Below are 25,605 nucleotides of genomic sequence, written 5' to 3'. Positions count from 1 at the left end.
TTATGCCGTGGCGCCTGCGGCCGCACGTTTGCTGGCGCGGCGGGTGACGGCATTGTCGGTTGCGCCGGTAATGGCTCCGACCAGTTCCTCGTTGGACGATTGCGGCGAGAACACACCGTTGTTGCGGCCAAGCCGCAGCACCACGATGCGGTCTGCGACCGCGCGCACGTCTTCCATGTTGTGGGAAATCATGATGACGCCGAGGCCCTTGTCGCGGACCCGCTCCACCAGGTTGAGCACTTCCGCCGTCTGGGCAACGCCAAGGGCGGCGGTTGGCTCGTCCAGCATGATGATCTTCGGGTTGAGCAGCAGGGACCGGGCAATGGCGACGGTCTGGCGCTGGCCGCCGGACAGCGAGGCGATCGGTTCGCGCACGCTTGGAATGCGGGCCGCCAGCTCGTTAAGCAGCTCCCAGGAGCGGACTTCCATGGCCACTTCATCCAGATGCCAGGGACTGCGTTCCTGGCCCAGGAAGATGTTGGCAACGACGTCGAGGTTCTCGCACAGGGCTAGATCCTGGAACACGGTTGCGATGCCAAGGTGCAGGGCGTCGCTCGGCCCGTGCATCGTCACCGGCTTGCCTTCGAAGTGAATGGTGCCGGAAGTCGGCGCGTGGACGCCGGAGAGCACCTTGATGAGGGTCGATTTTCCGGCGCCGTTGTCACCGACAAGGGCAACGACTTCACCTGGATGGACGTCCAGCTCGATATCGGTCAATGCCGACACCGCGCCGAAGTTCTTCGAAATGCCCTTGAGGCTCAGGATCGGCTGCCGATCCGTGGCGGATTGGGGAGAAGTGGCGGTCATCTTGTCCGGCTCATGGTTTTCTGGGTCCTCTGGATGGCCGCCCGGCCTTCCGGGTGTCGACCCTTGGGGTCGGGCGGCCTGCTTGGGAGGAGGAGTTATTGGATGCCGAGTTCCTTGCAGCCTTCGGCATAGCGGCCCGTGCACAGTTCCTCAGCCGTCTGGATGCCCATATCGATGATCTCTTCCTTCAGGTTCTCGCGCGTGACCACGGCCGGAACGAACAGCTCGGAAGGTGTTTCGTAGAGCGTTGTCTTGGCTTCTGGCGTTTCCCCGTTCAGGAACTGCACGGCAACCTTGGCAGCCGCCGCGGCAACGATTTCAGAAGGCTTGGAGATCGTGTTGTACTGGTCGCCGGCGATGATCAGCTGCAGGGCCGCGATGGTGGCATCGTTGCCGGTTACAGGCGGAAGCGGGTCGACGCCGGCAGCCTTCAGGGCGGCAATGGCGCCGCCGCCGGTGCCGTCATTGGCCGCTACGATGCCGACGATCTGATCGCCGAAGCGGGTGATCTGGCCGCTGGCCCATTCCTGGGCTTTGGGCGGTGCCCAGTCCGGCGTGTCGAATTCGGCCAGCGTCTCGTACTTGCCGGTGGCGATACCTGCATGAATACCGTCCTTGATCAGGCCGGCAGCGGCATCGGTGGGCGAGCCGTTGATCTGCAACAGGCCGCCTGCCTCCGGTGAGATGCCCTGTTCTTCCAGATGGCGCACCAGGGACTCGGCGATTGCCTTGCCGATGCCTTCATTGTCGAAGGAGACATAGTAGTCGGCGGTCTTGTCCGGGATCGGGCGATCGTAGGCGATCACTTTCACGCCCTGGCTCTGGGCAAGGGCGACGAGCGAGGCGGCCGCGCTGGAATCCACCGGATCAAGCACGATCACCTTGGCGCCCTGTGTCAGAACGGAGTTGAACTGCTGCTGCTGGCGCGCCACGTCTGCATCCGCGTTCTGGTAGATGACGGTGCAATCCGGGCAAAGCTTCTCCATTTCCGCCTTGAAGCCCGGGAAATCATGTTCCTCGTAGCGGGTTGATGCCTGGTCTGGCATCAGGAATGCGACGGTGCCGGATGCAGCCTGGACAGCGGTTCCCTGCAGCAGGGCGGCGGCAACGATGGCCGCGCCGGCAAGTTTCTTGTTCATCGGGTTCATTTCAGTTTCCTCCATCAATAAAACGGTCCGTCGGCCCCGTCCTCGGGTGCGCTCAAGACCGGTTGGTTTCCTGAAAGACCACTGCTAATCTTGGCCGAGCATGATCGAGTCCGCGCAGAAACCCTGACGCCTTAGCCGGTGCAACGGCACGGAGCGTCTTTACGGGTTCCGGCGGATGAGAGGATCTACCTGCCGCTTCGGTTAGTGGGTATTTCAGGACGATCTTGCCGACGCGCGGGGTTGCTCACCGCACTCCGCGCGTTTCTCGTCCGGATCAACGGGACCGATAGCGTTTGAGTGTCCGTTGATCCTGAAGTCCGATTTTCCTCCTCTTCCTCCCATGTGTCCGTGCGGTCTTTGCCGCCTGTCTGCCATCGTGCCCTGTTGTGGCGGATGGCATCAGTGGATCTTCTTTTCCTGCCCTTCCGCCGAGGCGCTGTCCCTCGGTGCCGGGGTGTGTGTTTGCGAATGCATGTCTTCGCCTGCTTCGAGATCGCGCACCGAGGCACGGACGATCAGGCTCGCGTTCAGCACTGTCGGTGTAACGGGTGCCTTGCTGTCACCCTCGATCCGCTGCAGCAGCCGGCGCCAGGCGGTTTCCGCGATTTTGTCGACCGGCTGTCGGATGGCCGTCAGTCCGGTGTTGCGGGCGGACATCCAGGCATAGTCGTCAAACGCGACGACAGACGCGCGGCTCGGGATGTCGATCCGGTGTTCGGCGAGGGCCGACAACACGCTGAGTGTCGTGACGTTGGTAAGCGCGATGATTGCTTCCGGCAGGGGATTGCGTTCCATCCAGTCCAGGAGCGTCCTGGTGCCTGCGGTGATATCGGAACCCAGATTGAGAATGGTCGGCCGTTTGCCGGTTTGCGCCTCGATGATGGCGGCAGCCCCTTCCGTTCTTTCCAGAATCGGAGGGTGATCCAGGTCGGAAACGCCGATTGCAATGTTCTGGTGGCCACGCTCCAGCAGATGCCTTGCGGCAATCTCGCCTGCCTCGCGGTTGTCGATGGTCACCGTATCGGCAATTGCCCCTTCTGCAGCAACACGGTCAACCAGAACCATCGGCAAGGTGGATCTTGCTTCCTTCAGTTCCGGCGGCATGGTGCTTGAGCAGGGCACGGCAATCAGCCCTTCCGGCCGCCATGCGAGCAACGCCTTCAGACGTGAGGATTCAACCGCGCGGTCGTTGTGTGAGCTGGCGACGATCACGTCGTAACCTTCCGCTGATGCGGCGGTTTCCAGTCTGGAGACGATGGTGGCAAAAAAGGTGTCGGTGAGGTCGGGGACGATTACCGCGATGATACGGGTTCGGCCCGAGCGCAGCTGGGAAGCGGCCCGGTCGAGCTGGTAACCGAGTTCGCGCGCAGCCGTGTGCACGCTCTCCTTCAGCTCGTCGTTGACCGGTTTGCGCCCGGAAAAGACGTTCGACACCGTCGCGATCGACACGCCCGCAAGAGCGGCGACTTCCTTGATGGACGGTTTTTTCCGGGACATCTGCCAGCGCCTCCCAACGCTGTTAAACGTTTTACAGTTAAACGTTTAACAGTGCGGTTTGAGGTTGGCAAGCGGAAAAATGGGAAAGGTAGGCTCAGCGCGTTTCGGAATGGCGTTGCGTCCCCCCTCTGCGCGCCCTGGGAGGCATGGGCGCGGAGGGGGCTTGGCAAAAGGCGAAAGCGCGGTGTTAGCGCTTCCAACCCTCGGTTTTCATCAGGACCGCGGCTTCCGGGGTCTGGAGGAAGTCCAGAAAAGCCTTGGCTTGCGGGTCGGCGTCGGGGGAAAGCACGACGTTGACATCGCGCCAGATGCGACGGTTTTCGTCCAGTTCGACAAGGGACAGAACGTCCGGGTTGTTGATAGGCCAGTTCGGCCAGGTGATCCAGGCATCGGCCTCAAGGTCCTTGAAGGTCCGGAAACTGGCACCGGAGCCTTTTTCAAACGCGACGATGTTCGATCTGAACGCCGACACGTCACCGAGATTTCCGGTCCTTCCGGCGATGTCTTCCCAGACACCTGTGCCGGATGTGTTGGCGACACCGGCACCCTCGGTCACGACGATCTTGATCCCGTCCTTGAGCAGGTCTTCAAAGCCCTCGATCTTTTTCGGATTGTCTGCGCGCACGGCGATGATGGCGGGCCGGATGTAGATCGGCTGAACCTGGGAAGAGTCAAAATTGCCATAGGTTTCCAGAAACGCCGTCATCGATTGTTCGGATGTGCCCCAGAGGATATCGGCATCCGCCTGGGCTTTTGCGGACCAGGTGGTTTCCGGGCCGGCCGTGATTTCGACCTTGTTGCCGGTTTTTTCTTCAAAGGCCTTTGCAACTTTCTGGAACGCCGTGTGCGGGCCGCCCGCACCATAAAGCCTGACAACTCCGTCGGCGGGGCGGTGTTCGATGGATGGATCGGCGAGTGTGCTTTCCTGGGCGAGTGCAGGGCCGGCGCAAACCAGCAGCGCGAGAGCACTAAGGGAGGTTTTCATATCGGAATTCCTGAATTCTGTTGGCTTGTGACGCATGCGCGCCGGAGGCGGTCTTGCACCGCCCCCGCACCTGACTACGCTGGCCGGCTGCCTGGTCTTCCCAAGAGCTGGGTCACGAAAGCGCGAGGTCTCTTTCAGAATGATCTGGCGACTTTCAGTTCGATTGTTGCGCCGGGTCGAGCTGGGTCTGGATCAGGTGGGCAAGGTTCAAAAGCTGTGAGCGCGGCATGTCGCCAGTCACCGCGTAGGTGAACCCGGTGTCGCTCCAGAAAAACGCCTGTTCAGTGCCGGATTCCGCGAACTGGAATTTCGGTTCACCGTCGACCCCGCGGCGCAGATAGACGGTCACCCGGTTGCCGTCCGCATCGTCATACATGAGCTGTGCTGCCGGATCCGCCCCGCTGGGCAGCAGGCGTCCGCCCATCAGCGTCAGTCCGGCAACCCGCAGATCGGGAATGCGGAACGGATGGTTCAGCCGATTGCCGAGCCAGGTTGCCAGATGCCGCTGGTCGCTGGCTGCCACCTCGACCGGATGGGCAACCTCAACGGTGAATGTTCGGTGAGCCGTCAGGGCATCGGTCAGGAAGGGCTGATACGCCGGCAGGCTTGCATCCGGTTTCAGGGACCAACCGGCAAAGACGCCAACCAGCAGGGCCGCAGCGATGGAGGCGGCCATGCCGGCGCGCGGCAGCCATCTGCCCCCTGAAGGCGCGGTCAGGCCGGGAGGTTCTGCAGTGACGCGGGAATAGGCTGACTTCAGGTTTGCCGAGATCCGGCGGTCCGCCTCAACCCGGGCGGCAGCTTCCGGATTGTCCCTGAGATAGGTTTCGACCTCGCGTCTGCGGTCCGCAGGCAGCTCGTCGTCGACGTATCGAACGAGGTCTTCCTCCCGGATTGGAGGCTCCGTCTGGGAAATCATGTCACGCTCCTTAGATGGGGACGCTCGGAGGCGCGGGGGTCTTCTCTCAGTCTGGCACGGGCGCGGCTGATGCGCGACATGATGGTTCCTTCGGCAACGTTCAGGATTGCGGCGGCTTCTGCATAGGTAAAGCCTTCCACGCCGACCAGGAACAGTGCTTCGCGCTGGTCTTCGGGCAAGGCCAGCATGCGGTTCAGCAGATGTTTGAGCTCGGCGCTGTCCTGCTGCGAGGCGGGCGCCTGAAGCTGGTTTTCCAGATCGTCCAGGTCGATATGGTTCGAATGGCGCCGCAAGCGCCGCCAGCGGCTGACGTGAAGATTGCGCATCATGCGGAAGAGCCACGGCCGCAGTGGTACAGACGACCGGCGAAGGCTCCATTTGCGCAAGGCCCGTTCCAGGCAGTCCTGCACAAGGTCTTCCGCTTCCGCCTGGTCGCAGGTCAGCGTTACCGCGTAGCGATGCAGCGCCGGAGTCTCCCTGAGCAGGTTTTGGGTTTTGTCGGGCAAGAGCTCTTCCTCGTGGACACTACTGACACCAACGCCTGTTCTGCGCGAATTATTCCGTCGCCGGTGAAAAAGATATTTTGGCTCCTTCGGGAAGGAAAACACCACCACCTGCGTGGACAGCACCGGATGCGGCCGATCGCATCTGGAACAGTGAACGAATGGAGATCTGAAATGAAGCCGATCAGTCAATTTGCCGCTACTGCCTTCGCAGGTACGGTTCTGTTTGCATCCGCAGCCCTGGCCGGGCCGGGTGAAGACCTGGCACGTACCCATTTCAACAACATCGCAACCGGCAAGGTCGATGCCCTCAAGGCGTCCTATTCCGACAAGGCCGTGCTGGAATGGGTCGGTGGCCCGTTGGATGGAGCCTATACCGGTGCTGCAGACATAGGCACGGTCTGGACCAAGTTCACAGGCGCGCAGGGCAAGCTGAAGGTCGATGTCTCGAATGTTCAGGAAAACGCAAATCCAGCTGGCGTGACGGTGACCGCCAATGTGCGCTTTTCCGGCAAGAACACGATCCCGGTCCGCTACGTCCTGACCTATCGGAGCGGCAAACTGGCAAGCGAAGTCTGGCAGATCGACCCCAAGCTCGCGAAGTAAGCCGGCATTTCCCTGCCTGCTGTTCCCGCTTGCATGGCAGGGGAAACCGGCGCGCAAGCATCCTGCGTTTGCAAGAACGCAGGATGTCTTTTTGCGCAGGGCAAGGCCAAGGTTCTGCAAAATCTGGCCTAGGTACGATCACTCCTCTCACCACGGTGACAGGAGGCCTGTGATTGATAGGCGTTCTCTTGTTTTGGAAGATCGAAAGGACGCCCCATGAACAGAACACCCGTCAATCCCTGGCTTTGGTCGCTCAGGCTTGGCTACAATCAGGCCGAAATTGTTGAAGGCATGGGCAGGCAGTTGATCTGCGCCGGACAGACCGCTGTCGACGGGGAGGGAAATCCTCAGCATGCCGCGGATATGCGCGGTCAGATCGAGCTTTCGCTGAACAACCTGGAAGCCGTACTGGCCGAAGCGCGGATGACCCTGGCCAACGTCATTCAGGTCAAGGTCTACACAACGGATGTGGACGAGGCCCTGATGAATTTCGACGTCCTGGGAGCGCGGTTCGGCCGTCTTGACGCTGCGCCGCCAATGACACTACTTGGCGTGAGCCGGCTTGCGCTTCCTCCGCTCATGTTCGAGATCGAAGCGACCGCTGCCGACTGAGGCCCGACACCTGAAAGCAGCTTCGAAGCGGCTGCATCCGGTTTTCTGGAGCGTGAGGAAACGGAATGCGACGCGCGGAAAGACTGTTTCGGATCATCAACGAGATGCGGACCCGCGACGTAATCCGGGGCGCAGAACTTGCCGAACGGTTCGAAGTCAGCCTCAGCACGATTTACCGTGACATCGCCCACCTTCAGGCGTCCGGCCTTCCCATCGAAGGGGAGGCCGGTATCGGCTATCTGCTGCGTCCGGGCTTCGATCTGCCCAACATGACGTTTACCCATGATCAGGTCGATGCGCTGGCGATCGGCCTTTCCTTTGTGGAACGCACCGGCGACCCGGCGCTGGCATCGGCGGCACATGAAGTGCGTGCCATGATCCAGGCCGGCATGCCGGATCCCGATAAACGCAAGCTGGCCGACGCGCCGTATTTCAGCCTGCAGATCAAGAACAGCGCCCCACCGACCGTCAGTCTGATCCGCGAGGCCATCCGGATGCAGCTCGTTGTCGATATTTGTTACGAGGATGCCGATGGAAAACCCACGGAGCGCAGCGTCCGCCCGCTTGTCATCTGGAACATGACAGACGGGTGGATGTTCAGTGCGTGGTGTGAAATGCGGCAGGCCTTCCGCACCTTCCGTTTCGACCGTGTCGTAAAACTGAGTGTCACAAGCACGGTTTTCGAGGACGACGAGACAAGAGGACTGCGTGCTTTCCTGGCAACCGAGCCTTGCGAGGAAGAGGGATAGCCGGAGCTCCGTACCGGTCCAGCGACCACCGGCCACTGGACCTGCCTTTTCAGGTTCAGGCTGCCAGGCTGGTCATCTCTTCCTCTGCCCAGGAACCGTTCGGCTGGTAGCGCGCGGCCATACGTCCGTTCCGAAGCGTGAACAGATGCAGCCAGCCGTTTTCGAAAAGGTTCCGAACATCCGGGTGCGCATCCAGAATGGCAGATATTGCCTCTTCGGGGGCTTCGATCAGAACCGACAACCGGAGAGGGGTATGCATCCCTTTCTCGCCATCATGCAGTGCCTGTGCAGGTAGGCCGGGCCGCAGGCGCCCGCCGTTGCCTTCCACGACGCCAATGCCGCCAACCACGTTGTGGATGAGTTTGTTGCCGCCACCGAAGACATCCGGCGCGACTGAAGAGCCATAGTATTGAAGGCTGATCCAGCTCGCCACGACCACCGGGGCGGTGAGGATGAGTTCAAGCGTCTTGAAGTCCTCGTCCGTCTGCCAGTCGTAGCTGTGAAGGAAGGCCCGGCCTTCCAGATTGGCCTTCGATGTCAGATGCCTGGGGGCAGCGATGAACGCGGCACAGTCTGCAAGTCCCCACTCCGGCCTGATTTCGGCCCAGTTGAATGCTCTGGCAGCAATGGAGGCAGCCGTGCCCGGCAAGCGCAAGGCGCGCTCGGCCCGTGCCTCGGCTCCCGCCCGTTTCAACCATTTTTGCAGAAGTTCGAATTCATCCACCGGGCCGGATTGGTCCTTGTCGAACAGGGTGATCTCGTCCGTTGTCGTGTCGTGGAGCGCCGCGACAAACCGGGTGTCGTCAGGAAGGTCGATACCGTGAGCGGCAAGGCCGGAGCGGGTTTCGGCATCGTTCAGCAAGCTTGCAAGCAACCGCGCTGAAACCTCACCTGAATGACCACCGCATGCGCCGCAATGATAAGCGCTTTCATGCGGATTGTTTTTCACATTGGCTCCGTGGCCAACAAGCAGAACCACCTGCGCATGATTGTTCGTGAGGCTCATGGCCTTCAGGATCGCAGCGGCGGTCGCTGATTTCGTCTCGGCATCAAGCGCCGGGTCGAGCCTGGGGGTGGCACTCGTCGAGACCTTTCTTGTGGGGCGGCCGAGAGAATCCTTCACCAGCTTGGTCACATACAGTGGGCCGGCAGCTTCCACATAGGCGAAGGACGAGACAGCGGCCTGGCGAAACCTGTCCAGTGCCCGTATGGCCCGCGCACCGATGCGTGCCGTCTTTTCCTCACCGGGAGAACCGTGGCAAGTTGAGGTCATGGACGGTTTCAGCAAGACCGGCAGGTGATTTTCTTCAACATCGGAGCCGTGGTCCCTGTGAGCAGCGGGAAGACCGAAGAAACCGGCAAACCCGAGTGTTTCGATCGATGGGCTCTGGTTTTCCAGCGCCCGCCGGAAGATTTCCGAGCGCACGTCGATGCAAAACGCCGCCTGAAGGGCAGGGCGCTCGCCGGTGTATTTTGTCGGTGCCTTCAGCTGTTGGCCGAGAGACCGCTGGTATGCCCGCTCTGCCGCGTCCTGCAAAATGGCATCGATAACCTGGTCCCGATCCGGAACAAGAGGTGCGGCATGAAGCTGAAGCGTGGCCTGCCATTGGTCGGCGACAGCCGGGAAGCGGTTGAAAAGCGCCTCTTCCCAGATCAACCGGACGGCCAGCAGGTCGCCGAGCGTGCCGTCCGTCGTGCCGTCCTGTTCTGCACGCCACAGCAGCCAGCGTGCATGTTGCGCCCAGCCTCCCAGGTCCATCAGCAGCCGGTGAAACAGGGTTTCGGCAGCCGGAACGCTGATGCCCAGCCGGTCGGTTACCCGCAGGATTGCCTGTTCGGAAGTGTCCGGAGACGTGGTTACATGGGAGCAGAAGCCCGTCAGTCCGGCAATTTCGGGTGTCAGGTCACGGCTCGCCCAGGACCGCCAGGCAGCATAAGCGCCGTCGCCCGGGGCTGGAGACCAAAGCGCCTGGCCGCGGTCGAAGTAACCGGCGGCCCACAGACCAACGGTTTTTTCGATAACCGACGGCCAGTCAATGCCGGATACAGAAGCTGCGAGTTCGGCAATGGTTGGTACGGCTGCCGGTGCCGGTCCATCCATTTGGGCGAATGCCTTGAGCTGCGCGACATCCGCCGGCTTGTTGCCGGCGTTGCTTGCCTCAAGGGCGGCCGTCAGGTCTTCATCCAAGATGCGGCCACAGGCGATCTCGGCGCCGTAGCTGCTTCTGGGCCGGGTCAAGCTGATGCCGCTCGTTCTGGCAAGGCGCGCGGATGCTTCCGCGAGGCCTTCTCCAACCTGGCCGAGGAAGGGATTGACGGCAACTGTTGCATCCAGCGGAAAGGCGGGCGGGATGGCCCGTATGGCTGACGTGCCTGCTTCGAGGATGCCCGAAACCCGGAGCGAGCTGAATTGGGTGTGCTTGATAAACATCTGAAATGCCTCGTCTTACTTGGAGTTCGCAACCCGGTATCCGCCGATGAAACGGTCGAGGAGGGCGTTGAGGTAAAGGCCGTTGGCGATGTGAACGCGCAAGCCGGCGGTCGACGGGTGGTGTGACCAGAGCGGGAAAAGCGTCTGCGCAACGGCAACGATGCCGAAGGAAAGCACCGCCAGGACGATCAGCGCCCATTCGAGGGGGCCGGCGACAGGTGCCTGCGGCAGAGCTGCGCCCCACAGAAGGTTGGCAAGCTGCTGGAAGCCGAAATAGGCAAAGGCAACGATGACTGCGGCCAGCGAGGTGCGATACGTCAGTTCAGCGGGGGCCGCATCTGCAAGGCCTTGCGCCACCAGATAGGCCACACCGAAGATGAGCATTGCTCCGATGGCAAGCGCCTGAGGGGTTTTCGGGCCTGCGATCATCGAGAAGGCGAAGGAGACTATCGCGTAGAGAAACAAGGCGATCGCGAAGGACCGGAGCACGTTGGCAACGCTGGGGATTGCGATCGGGCCGGGTCGCCGCAGCTTGGCCACGGCCAGTACGGCTCCACCCGAGGACAGGAAGGCATGGGCCTTGTAGAGGGAGTGCGCGACCACATGGAGCAGCGCGAGTGGCCAAAGACCGAGGCCACACTGCAACAGCATGAAACCCATCTGGGAAATCGTTGACCAGGCAAGGGCTGTCTTCACCGCGCTTTGGGTCAGCATGACCACTGCCCCGAAGAGAGCGGTCAGGCCACCGAGAGCCACGAGCGTGCCCATGGCGCCAGGACTGGCCTGAACCAGGTCTGCCGTCCTGATCAGAAGAAACCCGCCGGCGTTGATGATGCCTGCATGAAGCAGGGCGGAAACCGGGGTCGGCGCCTCCATGACTTCCGTCAGCCAGCCGTGCAGGGGGAAGGCGGCCGTTTTCAGCACGGCTGCCAGCACCAGGAACACCACAGCCAGATGTTCGACGAAGGAGAGATCAGGCCCGACCGTTTCAGAAAGCTGTCCAAGCTGTGCGGTACCGGCGCTTGCCATGAACAGCCCGGCGGCCAGCAGCAGCGAGATGTCACCTGCATGCCAGACAAGCGCGAATTTGGTAGCGGCTCGTTGGGCGGCGGCGCGCTGCGGGTAAAACAGCAAAAGCCTGCGCAGGCAGAGGCCGATCCCGGCAAAGCCGAGGACAAGCAGGAACAGGCTGCCCGACTGGACGACCACCAGTACGGCCGCAAGTGCCGTGAGCATCAAGCCGTGGAAGGCCCCTTCTCTCGCTTCACCGTCGAGGTAGGTCCGGGAGTAACGCATCACCACCCAGCCGATGAAGGCGACCAACAGGGTCATCGTCACGCTGATGGGGTCGAGCCGCACCACAAGCGTAAACGGACCTTCGAACAAGGTTGCTTCCGTTCCTCCCAAGACCAGAAGCTGCACCAGACCGGCAAGGGCAAGCACAAGGGCGATAAATGCACTTGCTTCCGAAGCCTTGGGATAGAGCCCTGGGCGGCGGCCCGGACACATTGTTGAAACGGCCGCTGAAGCCAGCAACAGCACCGGCGCAAGAAGGGGCAGGGGGAACAGGTACGGCATGGGAACCTCACGAACGCTGAAAGACGCCGTGGATATACCGTCTCGTTTTCTTGCAAAAAATTACATATTATAATCGAAATCGTTCTATTATTTGGAAGTATCCTCGTGCTGAACCTTCATCATCTGCGGCTTTTCCGGGCAGTTGCGCGGGATGGAACACTGACGGGGGCTGCCAGGGTGCTAAACCTGTCGCAGTCGGCGCTATCCTCGCAGATCAAGACGCTGGAAGCCTCCCTTGGACACGATCTGTTTGAACGACGCGGACGTGGGCTGGTGCTGACGGAGGCCGGACGGATCGCTCTTGATCACGCGGAAGCAATCTTTCGGACGGCGGAGGACCTGACGGCGACCCTGCGCAACACGGGCACCGAGCGCAAGGCTTTGCGGGTGGGAGCACTCGCAACGCTTTCGCGAAATTTCCAGATCGGCTTCCTGGAACCCCTGATCGGACGATCGGACGTCGAAGTGGTGCTGCGCTCCGGAGCGCAGGCAGACCTTCTGAGGGCCCTGGAAGCATTGGCGATCGATGTGGTCCTGACGAACCTTGTGCCAGCCCGGGATGCCTCCAGTCCCTATCTCGTACATGGACTTTCCGAACAGCCGGTCAGCCTGATCGGACCCGCAACCGCAGCCGATCTGGCGGGGCTGCCCTTGCCGGAGCTTCTGTCTTCGCAGCCGCTGATCCTGCCAACGCCGGAATCGGCCTTGAGGGCATCTTTCGACGCGATGGTCGAGCAACTGGGTGTCGTCACCAAAGTCGCCGCGGAAGCCGACGACATGGCGATGATCCGTCTGCTTGCGCGTGCGCACGCAGGGCTTGCCGTCATTCCGCCGATCGTCGTGAGAGACGAGCTTGCTTCGGGACGGCTGATCGAGCTGGGCAGGCTGGAAGGGCTCAAGGAGGAGTTCTTCGCCGTCACGCTGCACCGGCGCTTCCCGAACCCGCTGGTCGCCGACTTGCTTCAGGCTTTCAAAAACAAGACGGACTGAGCAAGGGTTTCAAGCCTTTGCCCAGTCCGAAACGTGGTGCCGAGGTCGCGTCAGTACGCAACCGACAAATGCGGGCCGGTGTTCTTGTCGACCACTTCCGGCTTGTCGGTTTCAACCTTGCCGGTCCAGCCCCCGCCAAGCGCCTTTTGCAGGGCGATGTAATAGGTGGTCAGGCGGACACGGCTCTGGATGAGCGTGTCTTCGGCGGAGTAGGTCGAGCGTTCAGCATCGAGGGCATCGAGGAAGCTGGCGGCGCCGGTCTGGTAGAGCGATCTGGAAAGCTCGGCGGCCGACTTGTAGCTTTCCGCCGAACGCCGCTGACTGGCGACACGCTTGCGTTCCTGGGTGAAGCCGACAAGAGCGTTCTCGACATCTTCCAGTGCCGTCAGCACCGACGCCTGGTAGGCGAGGAAATACTGATCGCGCTGGGCTTCGGCAATCTCGACGCCTGCCGCCAGTTTGCCTGCATTGAAGATCGGCACGGACAGCGACGGGCCGAAGGCCCAGCTGATCGAGGAATTCTTGCCGAGATCGCCAATGTCGGCTGCGGCGGTGCCGATGGAACCTGTCAGGCTGACGGAGGGATAACGCGCTGCCGTTGCCTGACCGATTTTCGCGGTTGCCTCGGCAAGCTGGCGTTCAGCCAGGCGAACGTCCGGGCGGGTCAGCAGGATGCTTGCCGGAATGCCGACAGGGATCGGCAGTTTCGGTGTCGGAATTCGGCTGCTTGCCAGCAACCGGTCGGTAAGGGCAGTCGGCTGTTGACCGGTCAAAACGCTCAGCCGGTGCATGGAAGCGGCGAGAGCTGTCTTCAGGGCCGGAATATTGGCCTCTGTCGACGCCGCCTGACCTTCCGCGTTGGCAACGTCGAGACCGGAGGAAGAGCCGGCCTGGAACCGCTTGCGGATGAGATCGGCCGAGGACTGCTGCGATTTCGCGGTGTCCTGCGCCAGTTTCAGCCGCTGCTGAAAGCCGCGCGCTTCGACATAGTTGGTGGCAAGATCGCCAATCAGGGTCAGCAAGCTTGCCCGCAGCTCTTCCTCGGCAGCATCAAGACCGTATTTGGCTGCTTCCTTTGCTCGGCGGTTGGCGCCGAAGATGTCGATCTCCCAGGCGGCATCGAAACCACCGTTCCAGAGCGTGCCGACGCTGTCGGAACCACTCGATTTGGAGCGGGTCACGCCGGCCGCACCGTCAAGGCTCGGAAAGAGCGATGAGGAGGCCTGTTTGTAACTGGCCCGGGCTTCACGCACCTTGGCCTTGGCGGTGCGGACATCCAGGTTGTTCTGAACCGCGAGCGAGATCAGGCTGTTGAGCTGGGCATCGCCCAGCTGCGTCCACCAGTTGGCAAGTTGCGGCACGGAGGCAGGCGTTTCGCCTGTCGTGTTGCGCCACTTGCCGGGCACGGAGACATCCGGACGCAGGTAGTCGGGGCCGACGGAACAGGCACCCAGCAGGGTCGCCGCCATCAGGCCCGCACCCAGCCGCAACCAGGTCTTGCGGCGTTGAGAGGGGACGGCGCAGGCAGAGCCGGTCTCAGGTTTGAAAAGGGTCATCGAAACTCTCTCAATGGGCTTTGCTGCCTGAAGTGTCGGGGGCTGCTTCGTTCGTCTGCTTGCGGCTGAAGATGCGCCGCACGGTGACGAACAGAAGCGGCACGAAGAAGATGCCGAGCACGGTGGAGGCGATCATGCCGCCCATGACGCCGATGCCGATGGAGTTCTGCGCACCCGAACCTGCCCCGGTGGCAATCGCCAGTGGCGTCACACCCAGGATGAAGGCGAAGGACGTCATCAGGATCGGCCGGAGCCGCTGGCGAGCGGCGTCCAGTGTCGCCTGCAGCAGGTCCTTGCCCTGGCGTTGTTGTTCGATGGCGAACTCCACGATCAGGATGGCATTCTTCGCCGCCAGGCCGATGGTCGTCAGCAGGCCGACCTTGAAGTAGACGTCGTTGGTTTGCCCGAAAATCAGGGCCGCCGCCAGGGCGCCGAAGACGCCGATTGGGACCGACAGCATCACCGCGAAGGGTATCGACCAGCTTTCATAAAGGGCGGCAAGGCACAGGAACACGATCAGGATCGAGATCGCATAAAGCGATGCGGCCTGATCGCCCGAAAGCCGTTCCTGATAGGAAAGGCCGGTCCATTCATGAACGAAGCCTGCCGGAAGCTGGGCCACGAGCGCATCGATTTCCGCCATCGCGTCACCCGAGCTGATGCCGGGAGCCGCCTGGCCCTGCAGTTCCACAGCCGACGCGCCGTTGAAGCGCTCGAGCCGCGGGGAACCATAGGTCCAGCGCGATGAGGCGAAAGCGCTGAAGGGCACCATGTCGCCATTGGAATTGCGCACGTGCCACAAGTCCAGATCGGACGGCTGCATGCGGAACGGGGCATCGGCCTGCACATAGACCGGCTTGATGCGGCCACGGTCCATGAAGTCGTTGACGTAGTCGGACCCCCAGGCAATCGACAGGGTGTCGTTGATGTCCGGAATGCCGAGGTCGAGCAGCCGCGCTTTCTGCGTGTCGATGTCGACCTTGAACTGTGGCTGGTCTTCCTGGCCGTTGGGCCGTGTCGCCGCCAGTTTGCCGGATTGTGCCGCCATGCCCAGCAACTGGTTGCGGACTTCCATAAGCCGGTCATGACCGGCGCCATTGATGTCCTGCAGATAGAACGAAAAGCCGTTGGTGTTGCCCATGCCCTGAATGGCAGGCGGGGCAAGGGCGAACACACGGGCGTCCTTGAACTGCGAGAAGGCTCCCATGGCACGGCCGGCAACTGCCTGGGCGGCAAGCCGCGGGTCTTCGCGCTCGGTGAAGTCCTTCATGCGGATGAAGGCGAGGCCGACATTCTGTCCCTGACCGCCGAAACCGAAGCCGGCGACGGTGAAGACACTGTCGACCGCATCCGGCTCGTTCTCCATGAAGTGGGTGCGTACCTTGTCGAGCACGGTCAGTGTCCGGCCCTGGGTCGCGCCAACGGGCAGGTTGACCATGGCAATCAGAATGCCCTGGTCTTCCTGCGGCAGGAAAGAGCTTGGCAGGCGATTGAACATCCAGCCCATGGCAACGCCGATTGCGATGAACAGCACAAGGAAGCGCTTGCCGCGCTTCAGGATGCCGCCATTTGCCGCCCGGTAGCCGTTTGCGCTTGCGTCGAAACCCTTGTTGAACCAGGCGAAGGGACCACGCTTGTGGCCGTGGTCACCCTGCTTCAGCATGGTGGCGCACAGCGCAGGCGTCAGGATGAGCGCAACGAATACCGACAGCACCATGGCCGAAACGATGGTGATCGAGAACTGGCGGTAAATGATCCCGACGGAGCCGCCGAAAAACGCCATCGGCACGAAGACGGCGGATAGCACCACCGCGATGCCGATCAAGGCGCCGGTGATCTCGTTCATGGATTTGCGGGTCGCCTCGCGTGGCGGCAAACCTTCCTCCGCCATCACGCGTTCGACGTTTTCCACCACGACGATGGCGTCATCCACCAATAGCCCGATGGCGAGCACCATGGCGAACATCGTTAGCGTGTTGATCGAATAGCCGAACAGCGCAAGCACCCCGAAGGTGCCGAGCAGAACCACGGGCACGGCAAGTGTCGGAATGATGGTCGCGCGCAGGTTCTGCAGGAAGAGATACATCACCAGGAACACCAGCACGACTGCTTCCAGCAGTGTGTGGACCACCTTCTCGATGGAGAGCTTCACGAAGGGGGTGGTGTCATAGGGATAGACCACATCGACCCCGGCAGGCAGCGTCGAGGAGAGCCGGTCGATGGTGTCGCGTACCCGTTGGGCGGTGTCGATGGCGTTTGCACCGGTCGCAAGCGAGACCGCAAGGCCGGACGCCGGCATGCCGTTATAGAAGGCAGAGGTGCTGTAGCTTTCGTTGGCAACTTCTACCCGGGCGACATCGTTGAGGCGAACGACAGAGCCGTCTTCGGAGCTCTTCAGAATGATGTCGCGGAACTGCTGTGCAGTCTGCAGGCGGCTGGAGGCGGTGATGGTCGCGTTGAGCTGCTGACCCTCGGCCTGCGGCAGACCGCCAAGCTGGCCGGCGGAAACCTGGGTGTTCTGGGCCTGGATTGCGGAACTGACATCGCTCGGCATCAGGTTGTATTTCAGCAGTTTCGTCGGGTCGAGCCAGATGCGCATGGCATAGCCGGAGCCGAACAGCCGGGTTTCACCGACGCCCTCGACGCGTTTCAGCGTGTCGTTGAGCGTGTTGTCGACATAGTCGGCAATGTCGGTGGAAGTCAGGCGTCCGTCCGTCGAAACGAAGCCGAGCACCATCAGAAAGCCGGAAGTCGACTTGGTGACGGTGATGCCCGTGTTCTGGACGATCTGCGGCAGCTGGCTGGAGACGAGCTGCAGCTTGTTCTGCACCTGCATCTGGGCAACGTCCGGATCCGCCTTGGAGGAGAACGTCAGCGAAATCTGGGCTGAACCGGAGTTCGAAGACGTCGCGGTCATGTAGTCCAGGTAATCGATCCCCGACATGCCCTGTTCGATCACCTTGGTAATCGAGTTTTCGACCGTCGCCGCATCGGCGCCCGGATAATTGGCGCTGATGTTGACGGTGGTCGGTGCAATTTGCGGATATTGCGAAACGGAAAGGGTCGTGATGGCCAGTGCGCCTGCCAGCATCGTGACAATGGCAATGACCCAGGCAAAGATCGGCCTGTCGATGAAGAAAGCTGACATCAGTCGGAGGTCTCACTTGTGTTCGACACCGCCTCACCGCGGCTTTCCACCTCCCCCGTCGCTTCGTCAATGGTCACCAGAGTGCCTGTTGCCTCCTGACCGGCCCGCACGAACAGCGAGCCTTCAACGATGACCCGGTCTCCCTCCGAGATGCCTTCGTTGACCAGCCAGTTGTTGCCGATGTCGCCTTCGACCCTCAGGACGCGCTCTTCCACCTTGCCGTCCTGGTCGAGGAACAATGCCGTCGGTTCGCCTCTGGCGTTGCGCGATACGGCGCGCTGCGGCACGAGGAACGAGTTCTGCGCAATGCCTTCCTCGACGATGGCCTGGACGTACATGCCCGGCAGGAGCAAACGATCGGGGTTCGGGAATTCGGCGCGCAGCGTGTAGGTGCCGGTTGTCGGGTCAACGTGGGCTTCCGAAAATTCCAGCTTGCCGGTTTCGGAGTATTCTTCCCCTGTTTCCAGCAGCAGGCGCACCTGCACGTTATCGCCGGACAACTTGATCCGGCCTTCGCGTACGGCCTTTCGCAGCTTCAGCAGGTTGGTGCTCGACTGGGTGACGTCGACATTGATCGGGTCAAGCTGACGGATGATGGTCAGCGGGGCCGACTGGCTGGCGGTCACCAATGCGCCGACGTTCAGCGTCGAGGCTTCGATGCGGCCCGAAATCGGTGCCTTGATGACGGTGTTGTCGAGATTGATCCTTGCAGTCTGCACGCTGGCCTTTGCGGAGGCGATGTCCGCCTTTGCCTGGGCGAGCGCCGCCTTGGCGTCGTCCAGCTCCTGCTTGGCCACGGCGTTCTGCGTGATCAGTTCCTCGTAGCGCTCAACCTTGGTCTGGGCGCTCGGCAGGGCGGCTTCGGCTTTCTGGAGAGCTGCCTGGGCGCTGTCGTGTGCTGCCTTGTAGAGATCGTCCTCGATCCGGTAGAGCACGTCTCCGGCGGTGACCTCCGTGCCTTCCTTGAACAGGCGTTCCTTGATGATGCCGCCGACCTCGGGCCGGACTTCCGCATCCAGGGACGCTGCGATCCTGCCCGAAAGCTTGGCCGTGATCGCGACCGACTCGGGCTCAAGTTCGACAACGCCGACTTCCGGTTTGGGCGCGGCGCCTCGCATCTGCTGGGCCTGAGCAATGCCGGACCCCAGGCTGATGGAAATCAGGAAAGCGATGAGAAAAGCACGGAACGGCTTCTTCGTAGAGCACAGGTACGCAGTGCTCGAACCGAGAGGGGTACACGTCATTTCCGGGAGGAACCTCTTTGGAAGCGAATGCTGTGGAGTATTAGAAAACTCTCGGGTACCATTATTCGCTTCAAGGTTCCCTCGTCAATCGAATTTCGGTATCAGTTCGTAACGGGGAGGAGACAAAATGAGCTCTTCAAGAACAAAAATTGTGCAAATGGGTTCCTGTCCAGGCGGACTTGATGACTGTAACGAGCAGCGGCAACGCGGACGGCAGAAGGTCCATGACGAGGCGACGCTGAAGGCGCGCGTTGTCGAGGTCGCCTTCGGCACGTTCCAGAAGCATTCCTACAACGGCACGACCATGGCACTGGTCGCCAAGAATGCCGGGATTTCCAAGCGGACGCTTTACGAGTTGTTTCCGTCGAAAATCGAGCTCTTCGCGGAACTCGCGATACGCCACCGTGCCAATCTTCTTGATGTGCCGGCAGGCCGAAAGGCCGAAACCCTTGAAGAAGCCCTGAGGGCGGTCTTCAAGGTTGATCAGAGCGATGAAAAACACAATCAGCAGGCTGCCGAAATGCGTCTGTTCTATGTGGAGGCCGTCGCGAACGAAGAGCTGGGCATGCTTTTGAGGAAACACTGCGGCAGCGAACTGCATGATGTGGTGACTGCCTGGGTGGAGGACGAGGTCGAAAAAGGCCGGATCGTGGTCCAGTCTTCGCGCGACACGGCAAAGTATCTTCTGGATGTCCTCATTGCGGCTCGGCTGTTCCGCCCGAAGACACCCGACATGATCACGGGCCTGTCGGATATTCGCACCTACCTCAATCACACGATCCAGCTCATCCTGAACGGCCTGCTGCCACGCTGACCGTTCAGGAGGGATGCATCAGGATGCCTTGGCCTTGCGAAGAGGGGCGGGATCGGCTCTTTGCAGCCAGTGGCCGAGATCCAGGGTCGACCGCTGACCAAGTTCTGCACGGTTCTTTTCAAGAAACTCATCGGCAGCAGTGCGGCCTTCCTCGCGCAGTTCCTCCAGGAACGGCCAGGTGGAGTTGAGTTTGGATTGACCGCTGCGGCCATTCATGCCCGCACCTGCAATCCGGTGGATCCGCAGGTTGGCGACCGGATTGGAAACCGGGCTGGCGGCACGATTGGCGTTGAGGCCTGTCAGGCTCGGCAGGAAACCTTGCCGGGGCGACTGTGTGCCAGCGCCAGCTTGATGTTGCAATTCCGCCAGCAACCGCAGTTCCTTGATCAAAGGCGCATTGAAGGAAATCTCCTTTTCGCGCGCGGCGATCTGCTGCGCATCCTGCGGCAGGGCAGCTCGTTCGGTGGGGCTCGTCTGGACAAGCAACAGATCCGCATCACCTGGCTCCAGAACCAGAGGCATCAGGCTGGGGTTGCCGGTATAGCCGCCGTCCCAGTAATGCTCGCCGTCGATTTCGACCGCGTGAAAGAGGGACGGGAGACAGGCGGATGCCAGAAGCACATCGGTGCTGACGGCGCTGTTGGAAAAGATGCGCGCTTCACCCGAACCGACATGGGTCGCAGTCACATGCAGCGGTATGGCCGAGCGGGCAATGGCGTCGATGTCGATCGTTTCGTCTATGATTTCCCGTAAAGGGTTGAAGCCTGCCGGGTTGAGATCGTAGGGCGACAAGAAGTTCATTCCCGCGCCGAAAAGAAACGGCAGGCTTTCGAAATCTATTCCCAATCCCCCGAGCACAGCTCTCGATGTCGTCATGTTGAAGGGGGTAAACCGGCTTCGTTTGGAAACCGTTTTCCAGAAGGCCTCCAGTGACGTGCGCGCTTCTTCGCGCCCGCCTTTCATAAGGCCGGTCAGCAGAGCCGCCGCATTCATCGCGCCGGCGGATGTGCCCGAAAGGGCGTTGATCTCGAGTGTCTCTTCCTCCAGGAGACGGTCCAATACGCCCCAGGTGAAGGCGCCATGGGCACCGCCACCCTGGAGCGCCAGGTTCACACGTGTCCTGCGCGCTCCTTTGGCGCTATGTGAAACAGTATGTTTCAAGGTCCGGGTTCCTTTCCACGAAGTAGTGTCCAGCCCCGAAACGTTTCCTCGTGATATTTTTTGCTTGAGTTTCGTGCCCGGCCGCTGGTGAGCGGATTTCGGCGGTAAACCATTTTACGGCCTGCCGGTGCATCGGAAGACTAAGATATGCTGCAATGCAACATCTTTCAATGCGTGCACGCGTTTCGACAGGCTTTTACGGTGAGAAACGGCAGCCTTCCGCGGGGAAAATACTGCTGCGATGCAATGTTTCGAAGTCTGCGCGACAAAAGGGAGACTTGCGCAAGTTCCTGATTCCATGTCTGAATTCAGATACCTTCCCGGAATGTGCGGGCAGGTGATGTCGTTTTGGCTGAAACTTTGTGCAGACGATCGGGAGGATGCAGCGCAATGAGCGTGAAACTGACTTTTCTCGGAGGCGTCGGCACTGTTACAGGTTCGAAATATCTGCTGGAGAAAGACGGCACGCGTGTGCTGGTCGATTGCGGCCTGTTCCAGGGTTACAAGCAATTGCGGCTCAAGAACTGGGCGCCTTTGCCTGTCGATCCGAAAACAATCGACGCGGTCATCCTGACACACGCCCATCTGGATCACTCCGGCTATCTGCCCCTCCTGGTTCGCAACGGCTTCAAGGGGCCGGTTGTCTGCACAAGGGCGACGCGGGATCTGTGCGCGATCCTCCTGCCGGACAGTGGGTTCTTGCAGGAAAAGGACGCGGAATTCGCCAACCGTCACGGGTTCTCGAAGCACCGTCCGGCCCTGCCGCTCTACACGAAAAAGGATGCGGAAGTGTCGCTGGACCGGTTCCGGCCAGTGGACTTCGATGACGTGCATGAAATGCTGGGCGCTTTCAGCGTTACCTTCCGCAAGGCCGGGCATATCCTGGGGGCGGCGATTGTGGAGCTGACCTGGGGTGGCACAAGGATCGTCTTTTCCGGAGACCTCGGGCGCTACGGTGATGCGACGATGTTCGATCCGTCGCCGATCCGCGAGGCGGATTACCTGCTGGTCGAATCCACCTATGGCAACCGCCGGCACGAAAACCTTGATGCCGAGGACATCCTGGCCGAAGCCATTACCAAGACCGCACGGCGCGGTGGCACCGTTGTCATCCCCTCCTTTGCGGTCGGCCGGGCGCAATCACTGCTGTTCCATATACAGAGCCTGAAGGAAGAAGGCCGAATTCCCGACCTGCCGATCTTTCTCGACAGTCCCATGGCCGTCAGCGCCTCCAACATCTATGGCAAACACCCGGACGACCACCGGTTGACGGCGGAAGAATGCGACTGGTCCAACGGGGCGGCGCATTATGTGGCCGATGTGGAAGAATCCAAGGATCTCGATCGCAATCGCATGCCCAAGGTCATCGTTTCGGCTAGCGGCATGGCGACCGGCGGCCGGGTGCTGCATCACCTGAAACACTATGCGCCCGACCATCGCAACATGATCCTGTTCGCGGGCTTTCAGGCGGGGGGGACGAGAGGCGCGGCGATCACGTCCGGTGTGGCAAGTGTCCGGATCCATGGCTCCGACGTGCCGATCCGGGCTGAGGTCGGCAACCTGCACATGCTGTCAGCGCATGCGGATGCGGACGAAATCATGCGGTGGCTGGGAAACTTCGAGCGGCCGCCAAAGATGACCTACATCACGCATGGCGAACCGGATGCCGCCGACGCCCTGCGCTACAGGATCGAGAGCGAGCTGGATTGGCCGTGCTGGCTGCCGGACTACCGGGAAGACGTTGAACTGGAATAACGATCGCCAAGCGCTCCTTCTCCCAGCTTCCGTACAGCAGAAATGAATGCCGGTATCGAAACCTGCAAGGCACTGGAAATAATTGTTTCTGCTATTTGCCGTTGCGTCAGAATTGTCGCAGTGTTTAAGGTAGGGGGCAAGGTGTGTAGGGAGTACTGGCTGTGTGGCGTTCTGTTCTCATGTCCTCGATCATGGCGGTCGCCGCCGTCACGTCTGCCAAGGCCGATGCCGTTGTGATCGGCGTGCCCGCCTGGCCCTCGGCTCAGGTCACCGCCTACATCATCGATGATATTCTCAAAGACCGCCTCGGTGTAGAGACGGAACTGCGTGATCGAGGCACCCTGACGATTCTCTCCGATATAGGCCGGGGCGAGGTCCAGGTACATCCGGAAGTCTGGTTCCCCAACCTGTCTGCAATGGCAGGGCGGTTGAGCGAGGAAAAGCATGTTCTGTCGCTCAGCCCCAAGAGCGTCGCCGCGACGCAGAATATCTGCGCGACACGCGCAACGGTTGAACAAACCGGCATCAAGGCGGTCGCCGACCTCGTGAAGCCCGAGATGGCCGCGCAATTCGACAGTGACGGCGATGGCAAGGGCGAGATCTGGATTGGCGCCCCGAGCTGGTCGTCAACGGAGATCGAAAAGATCAGGGCGCATTCCTACGGCTACGACCAGACAATGACGCTGCTGGAAATGCCGGAAGATGTCGCCATGGCCGCCGTTGATGCGGCCGTGTCCTTCGGCAAGCCCGTGGTCTTCTATTGCTACGGGCCGCACCATGTTTTTGAGCTTCATGACATCGTGAAGCTGGAAGAGCCAGCGTACGACCCGGCGCGCTGGACAATCGTCACCCGCGCCCAGGACAACGACTGGCTGGAAAAGTCACACGCTGACACTGCCTGGGACGCTTCCAGTTTCAAGATTGCGTTTGCGACTTCCCTTGAAAGCGGCATGCCCGAAGTGGCTTCGTTCCTGTCAGCCATGGAACTGACACCGGCTGATGTGACCGGGATGAGCTATGCCGTCGTTGTCGAGGGCAAACCGGCAGAAGATGTTGCAAGGGACTGGATTGCCGCGAATGCGGACAGGATCGGGGAGTGGACCAAATGATCAGGCTGCCGAGCGCATTTCGCACTGTCTTGAACTGGGTGCCGGCCATTGCGGTGCTGGCCTTTGCCGGCGTGGCGCTGGCACAATCCTTCCAGACGCAGATCTACGATCCGACGATACGCAAATGGGTGGACTACACCCCGCGCGCGGCGGCGAAATTCTATAACCGGCATGGCCAGTCGCCTGAAGAATTCCGGCGGCAGGTGGTTCCGTTCCGCACGGCTGAAAAGCCCGGTACCATCATCATCGATGGAGACAGGCACTTCCTTTACCTGGTTCAGCCCAACTTTCAGGCGATCCGATACGGTATTGGCGTGGGCCGCGACGGCTTCGGCTGGGCCGGCATCGTCAAGATCGGCCGCATGCAGGAATGGCCGACCTGGACACCCCCACCGGAAATGATTGCCCGTGATCCTGAATCCGCCCAGTGGGCGGGCGGCATGCCAGGCGGGCCCGACAATCCGCTCGGCGCCCGTGCGATGTATCTTTATATCGGCAACAAGGATTCCATCTACCGCATCCATGGCACCAACCAGCCCTGGACGATCGGTCTCAATATCTCATCGGGCTGTATTCGCCTGAACAACGAGGATGTCGCGGATCTTTACAGCCGCGTGGAAGTTGGCGCGAAGGTGATTGTGCTGATGCAGGGGGCTGCCCTTTACAAGGGCGTCTGAGAGCTGTCGGTGAAGGGTGGGAGAAACTTGAAATGAACATCAGGGTATCGAACAGGGTTGCTGCGGGACTGGCTGCCGGGCTTTGTCTTTCCGTCGTCGCGGGCTGCAACACCAGCTCCAACCAGACACCGACCGCCGGTGCCGTGCGTTCGTCAGGCGAAACCGCACCAACCGACCTGCAACTGCTTTGTGCCTCGAAGGCCGCCGAAGAGCTGCAGGTTACCGGCGGCAATGTTCTGCCCGTCAGCTCCATGCCTTCGGGCGAAAACGCCTATCAGGTCAACCTGACCTTCGATGGCGGGCAAGCGGTTTGCGTCATTGACGAAGCCGGCACCGTTCAGTCGATCAATCGCGTTTAAGGAAGAGCCGGGCGGCTTCAAGCCTCCGGCAGATGCTTCAAGAGTGAAGCCTTGGCCCCGTGGATGTGTTCCCGGGTGAGGTTGGAGGCGAGGTCCGCGTCGCCTTTTTCGCAGGCTTCCAGAATGGCGAAATGTTCGCGTCCCGCCCGTTCCATGCCGTTGGACATGACCAGCTGGGCCCGGATCTGCCGTTCCACCCGGTCGATGGCGTTGTCGGCAATCTCCTGAAAAAACTTCAGATCGCTGGCGCTGTAGAGCGTTTCGTGAAAATCGCGGTTGAGGTCGCCATAGGCCATCGGATCGGTAGCCGAGGAGAACGCCGCGCATTTTTGCCTTGCGTCTGCCAGCAGCTCCTTCGACATCAGCGGAACGGCATTGCGGATGATTTCCGGTTCGACCAGCGCACGCAGGTCAAAGATTTCCGCCGTTTCCCTTGGTGACAGACCGGCGACGACAGCCCCCTTGTAGCGCTGCGTCTTGACGAGGCCCTGTTCCTCCAGGCGGGAGATCGCTTCGCGCACCGGAATGCGGCTGGTGTTGAACAGGCGGGCGATTTCGTCCTGGCGGAGAGGTTCGCCTTCTTCAAGCTGGCCCTCGATAATGGCTTTCCGCAGCGCGTCGAACACAATCGACGATGCCGAAGCAGTCGCGGAAATATCCATCGTTTTCAGTTTCATAGGACCAATTCTCCCTGAAGCCACCTTTTACGGGATCGCCCTTGATTGGTGAAGCGAAAATGATTTCGAATATTTTATATTGAATATTGGATCCAATCTGGTTTATCAATCTCGGGCCCAGGGGAACGCAGCAGGCAGCAGTTGCTGGAACAGCTGGAGTTGCGAGATCCGGGTGCGGTGCACCGAAGGCTGGAAGGCCCGGCGCACAATGAGCGAAGACCGACGGGAGGCGCATCTGCCGTCCGGCGGCTGAGCCGGAATACCCCGACAGCTCGGGAGG

22 protein-coding genes are annotated in these 25,605 nt (G+C 61.0%); 9 read left to right on the top strand and 13 right to left on the bottom strand.

The annotated features are described in order from the left end of the window. The 6 genes from ACYQ6M_RS29150 to ACYQ6M_RS29125 all read right to left on the bottom strand — a co-directional run bounded on the left by ACYQ6M_RS29150 (position 1) and on the right by ACYQ6M_RS29125 (position 5,862). Positions 1 to 807, bottom strand: coding sequence for an ATP-binding cassette domain-containing protein (locus tag ACYQ6M_RS29150; protein ID WP_055661540.1), 807 nt, complete (start codon positions 805 to 807; stop codon positions 1 to 3). Positions 808 to 902: 95 nt separating this feature from the next. Then, positions 903 to 1,970, bottom strand: coding sequence for an ABC transporter substrate-binding protein (locus ACYQ6M_RS29145; RefSeq protein ID WP_370198791.1), 1,068 nt, complete (start codon positions 1,968 to 1,970; stop codon positions 903 to 905). 384 nt (positions 1,971 to 2,354) lie between these two features. After that, complete coding sequence (locus ACYQ6M_RS29140) at positions 2,355 to 3,452, bottom strand: LacI family DNA-binding transcriptional regulator (RefSeq protein ID WP_460077353.1); 1,098 nt, start codon at positions 3,450 to 3,452, stop codon at positions 2,355 to 2,357. Positions 3,453 to 3,639: 187 nt separating this feature from the next. Next, positions 3,640 to 4,437 carry a substrate-binding domain-containing protein gene (locus tag ACYQ6M_RS29135; RefSeq protein WP_460077351.1) on the bottom strand — a complete coding sequence of 266 codons (798 nt, stop codon included), beginning with the start codon at positions 4,435 to 4,437 and terminating at the stop codon, positions 3,640 to 3,642. 154 nt (positions 4,438 to 4,591) lie between these two features. Beyond that, a complete protein-coding gene (locus ACYQ6M_RS29130; protein ID WP_460077349.1) occupies positions 4,592 to 5,356 on the bottom strand; it encodes an anti-sigma factor family protein in 765 nt (254 codons plus the stop codon). Further along, entirely contained in the window at positions 5,353 to 5,862 is a 510-nt protein-coding gene (locus ACYQ6M_RS29125; RefSeq protein WP_051990203.1) for an RNA polymerase sigma factor, read from the bottom strand. Before ACYQ6M_RS29125 ends, ACYQ6M_RS29130 begins: the two co-directional genes overlap by 4 nt. A 171-nt stretch (positions 5,863 to 6,033) precedes the next feature. On the opposite strand from ACYQ6M_RS29125, the gene ACYQ6M_RS29120 reads away from it, so the two are divergent. The 3 genes from ACYQ6M_RS29120 (at position 6,034) to ACYQ6M_RS29110 (ending at position 7,826) form a co-directional block, all read left to right on the top strand. Further along, positions 6,034 to 6,465: a nuclear transport factor 2 family protein gene (locus ACYQ6M_RS29120; RefSeq protein ID WP_460077347.1), complete on the top strand. Its 432-nt coding sequence runs from the start codon at positions 6,034 to 6,036 to the stop codon at positions 6,463 to 6,465. Between the two features lie 216 nt (positions 6,466 to 6,681). Next, positions 6,682 to 7,077 carry a RidA family protein gene (locus ACYQ6M_RS29115; protein WP_460077345.1) on the top strand — a complete coding sequence of 132 codons (396 nt, stop codon included), beginning with the start codon at positions 6,682 to 6,684 and terminating at the stop codon, positions 7,075 to 7,077. 65 nt (positions 7,078 to 7,142) lie between these two features. Next, positions 7,143 to 7,826 (top strand): helix-turn-helix transcriptional regulator, encoded by a 684-nt coding sequence (locus tag ACYQ6M_RS29110; RefSeq protein ID WP_055661546.1) that lies wholly within the window; start codon positions 7,143 to 7,145, stop codon positions 7,824 to 7,826. Positions 7,827 to 7,881: 55 nt separating this feature from the next. On the opposite strand, the gene ACYQ6M_RS29105 is transcribed toward ACYQ6M_RS29110, so the two are convergent. Both ACYQ6M_RS29105 and ACYQ6M_RS29100 read right to left on the bottom strand, forming a co-directional pair. Further along, complete coding sequence (locus ACYQ6M_RS29105; RefSeq protein WP_460077343.1) at positions 7,882 to 10,257, bottom strand: YbcC family protein; 2,376 nt, start codon at positions 10,255 to 10,257, stop codon at positions 7,882 to 7,884. 15 nt (positions 10,258 to 10,272) lie between these two features. Continuing rightward, complete coding sequence (locus tag ACYQ6M_RS29100; RefSeq protein ID WP_460077341.1) at positions 10,273 to 11,835, bottom strand: proton-conducting transporter transmembrane domain-containing protein; 1,563 nt, start codon at positions 11,833 to 11,835, stop codon at positions 10,273 to 10,275. A 99-nt stretch (positions 11,836 to 11,934) separates the two neighbouring features. Here ACYQ6M_RS29100 and ACYQ6M_RS29095 point away from each other — a divergent pair, with 99 nt between their 5' ends. Further along, positions 11,935 to 12,825 (top strand): LysR family transcriptional regulator, encoded by an 891-nt coding sequence (locus ACYQ6M_RS29095; protein WP_206911216.1) that lies wholly within the window; start codon positions 11,935 to 11,937, stop codon positions 12,823 to 12,825. Positions 12,826 to 12,875: 50 nt separating this feature from the next. Here ACYQ6M_RS29095 and ACYQ6M_RS29090 read toward each other — a convergent pair whose 3' ends face one another. Genes ACYQ6M_RS29090 through ACYQ6M_RS29080 form a run of 3 tightly spaced genes read right to left on the bottom strand, consistent with a single transcriptional unit; the run spans position 12,876 to position 18,773 of the window. After that, a complete protein-coding gene (locus ACYQ6M_RS29090) occupies positions 12,876 to 14,381 on the bottom strand; it encodes an efflux transporter outer membrane subunit (protein WP_460077339.1) in 1,506 nt (501 codons plus the stop codon). Between the two features lie 10 nt (positions 14,382 to 14,391). Continuing rightward, positions 14,392 to 17,529: an efflux RND transporter permease subunit gene (locus tag ACYQ6M_RS29085; protein WP_075283609.1), complete on the bottom strand. Its 3,138-nt coding sequence runs from the start codon at positions 17,527 to 17,529 to the stop codon at positions 14,392 to 14,394. Next, positions 17,529 to 18,773, bottom strand: coding sequence for an efflux RND transporter periplasmic adaptor subunit (locus tag ACYQ6M_RS29080; protein ID WP_460077337.1), 1,245 nt, complete (start codon positions 18,771 to 18,773; stop codon positions 17,529 to 17,531). The genes ACYQ6M_RS29085 and ACYQ6M_RS29080 overlap by 1 nt, the downstream gene beginning before the upstream one ends. A 157-nt stretch (positions 18,774 to 18,930) precedes the next feature. On the opposite strand from ACYQ6M_RS29080, the gene ACYQ6M_RS29075 reads away from it, so the two are divergent. Beyond that, on the top strand, positions 18,931 to 19,587 hold the full coding sequence (locus ACYQ6M_RS29075) for a TetR/AcrR family transcriptional regulator (RefSeq protein ID WP_055661552.1): 657 nt from the start codon (positions 18,931 to 18,933) through the stop codon (positions 19,585 to 19,587). Positions 19,588 to 19,605: 18 nt separating this feature from the next. Here the strand turns inward: ACYQ6M_RS29075 and ACYQ6M_RS29070 are convergent, their stop codons facing one another. Next, positions 19,606 to 20,748, bottom strand: coding sequence for a patatin-like phospholipase family protein (locus tag ACYQ6M_RS29070; RefSeq protein WP_460077335.1), 1,143 nt, complete (start codon positions 20,746 to 20,748; stop codon positions 19,606 to 19,608). A 390-nt stretch (positions 20,749 to 21,138) separates the two neighbouring features. Here ACYQ6M_RS29070 and ACYQ6M_RS29065 point away from each other — a divergent pair, with 390 nt between their 5' ends. The 4 genes from ACYQ6M_RS29065 (at position 21,139) to ACYQ6M_RS29050 (ending at position 24,648) form a co-directional block, all read left to right on the top strand. Beyond that, the gene (locus ACYQ6M_RS29065; RefSeq protein WP_286202417.1) at positions 21,139 to 22,503 is read left to right on the top strand and encodes an MBL fold metallo-hydrolase; all 1,365 of its coding nucleotides are present in this window, start codon (positions 21,139 to 21,141) and stop codon (positions 22,501 to 22,503) included. Positions 22,504 to 22,664: 161 nt separating this feature from the next. After that, positions 22,665 to 23,612: an ABC transporter substrate-binding protein gene (locus ACYQ6M_RS29060; protein WP_460077333.1), complete on the top strand. Its 948-nt coding sequence runs from the start codon at positions 22,665 to 22,667 to the stop codon at positions 23,610 to 23,612. Continuing rightward, entirely contained in the window at positions 23,609 to 24,289 is a 681-nt protein-coding gene (locus ACYQ6M_RS29055) for a L,D-transpeptidase (RefSeq protein ID WP_460077332.1), read from the top strand. The genes ACYQ6M_RS29060 and ACYQ6M_RS29055 overlap by 4 nt, the downstream gene beginning before the upstream one ends. Before the next feature lie 32 nt (positions 24,290 to 24,321). Continuing rightward, a complete protein-coding gene (locus tag ACYQ6M_RS29050; RefSeq protein WP_055661556.1) occupies positions 24,322 to 24,648 on the top strand; it encodes a hypothetical protein in 327 nt (108 codons plus the stop codon). 17 nt (positions 24,649 to 24,665) lie between these two features. Here the strand turns inward: ACYQ6M_RS29050 and ACYQ6M_RS29045 are convergent, their stop codons facing one another. Further along, the gene (locus ACYQ6M_RS29045; protein ID WP_023000135.1) at positions 24,666 to 25,325 is read right to left on the bottom strand and encodes a GntR family transcriptional regulator; all 660 of its coding nucleotides are present in this window, start codon (positions 25,323 to 25,325) and stop codon (positions 24,666 to 24,668) included. Positions 25,326 to 25,605: the final 280 nt, after the last annotated feature.

The sequence above is a fragment of the Roseibium sp. ROS1 genome (assembly GCF_054658215.1).
This window is presented reverse-complemented; position numbering and strand designations above follow the sequence as displayed.

What these genes read in the sequence shown, in the direction of transcription:
- ACYQ6M_RS29150 (WP_055661540.1), bottom strand. Translation starts at nt 807, where the DNA reads ATGACCGCCACTTCTCCCCAATCCGCCACGGATCGGCAGCCGATCCTG.
- ACYQ6M_RS29145 (WP_370198791.1), bottom strand. Translation starts at nt 1,970, where the DNA reads ATGGAGGAAACTGAAATGAACCCGATGAACAAGAAACTTGCCGGCGCG.
- ACYQ6M_RS29140 (WP_460077353.1), bottom strand. Translation starts at nt 3,452, where the DNA reads ATGTCCCGGAAAAAACCGTCCATCAAGGAAGTCGCCGCTCTTGCGGGC.
- ACYQ6M_RS29135 (WP_460077351.1), bottom strand. Translation starts at nt 4,437, where the DNA reads ATGAAAACCTCCCTTAGTGCTCTCGCGCTGCTGGTTTGCGCCGGCCCT.
- ACYQ6M_RS29130 (WP_460077349.1), bottom strand. Translation starts at nt 5,356, where the DNA reads ATGATTTCCCAGACGGAGCCTCCAATCCGGGAGGAAGACCTCGTTCGA.
- ACYQ6M_RS29120 (WP_460077347.1), top strand. Translation starts at nt 6,034, where the DNA reads ATGAAGCCGATCAGTCAATTTGCCGCTACTGCCTTCGCAGGTACGGTT.
- ACYQ6M_RS29115 (WP_460077345.1), top strand. Translation starts at nt 6,682, where the DNA reads ATGAACAGAACACCCGTCAATCCCTGGCTTTGGTCGCTCAGGCTTGGC.
- ACYQ6M_RS29110 (WP_055661546.1), top strand. Translation starts at nt 7,143, where the DNA reads ATGCGACGCGCGGAAAGACTGTTTCGGATCATCAACGAGATGCGGACC.
- ACYQ6M_RS29105 (WP_460077343.1), bottom strand. Translation starts at nt 10,257, where the DNA reads ATGTTTATCAAGCACACCCAATTCAGCTCGCTCCGGGTTTCGGGCATC.
- ACYQ6M_RS29100 (WP_460077341.1), bottom strand. Translation starts at nt 11,835, where the DNA reads ATGCCGTACCTGTTCCCCCTGCCCCTTCTTGCGCCGGTGCTGTTGCTG.
- ACYQ6M_RS29090 (WP_460077339.1), bottom strand. Translation starts at nt 14,381, where the DNA reads ATGACCCTTTTCAAACCTGAGACCGGCTCTGCCTGCGCCGTCCCCTCT.
- ACYQ6M_RS29085 (WP_075283609.1), bottom strand. Translation starts at nt 17,529, where the DNA reads ATGTCAGCTTTCTTCATCGACAGGCCGATCTTTGCCTGGGTCATTGCC.
- ACYQ6M_RS29080 (WP_460077337.1), bottom strand. Translation starts at nt 18,773, where the DNA reads ATGACGTGTACCCCTCTCGGTTCGAGCACTGCGTACCTGTGCTCTACG.
- ACYQ6M_RS29075 (WP_055661552.1), top strand. Translation starts at nt 18,931, where the DNA reads ATGGGTTCCTGTCCAGGCGGACTTGATGACTGTAACGAGCAGCGGCAA.
- ACYQ6M_RS29065 (WP_286202417.1), top strand. Translation starts at nt 21,139, where the DNA reads ATGAGCGTGAAACTGACTTTTCTCGGAGGCGTCGGCACTGTTACAGGT.
- ACYQ6M_RS29055 (WP_460077332.1), top strand. Translation starts at nt 23,609, where the DNA reads ATGATCAGGCTGCCGAGCGCATTTCGCACTGTCTTGAACTGGGTGCCG.
- ACYQ6M_RS29050 (WP_055661556.1), top strand. Translation starts at nt 24,322, where the DNA reads ATGAACATCAGGGTATCGAACAGGGTTGCTGCGGGACTGGCTGCCGGG.
- ACYQ6M_RS29045 (WP_023000135.1), bottom strand. Translation starts at nt 25,325, where the DNA reads ATGAAACTGAAAACGATGGATATTTCCGCGACTGCTTCGGCATCGTCG.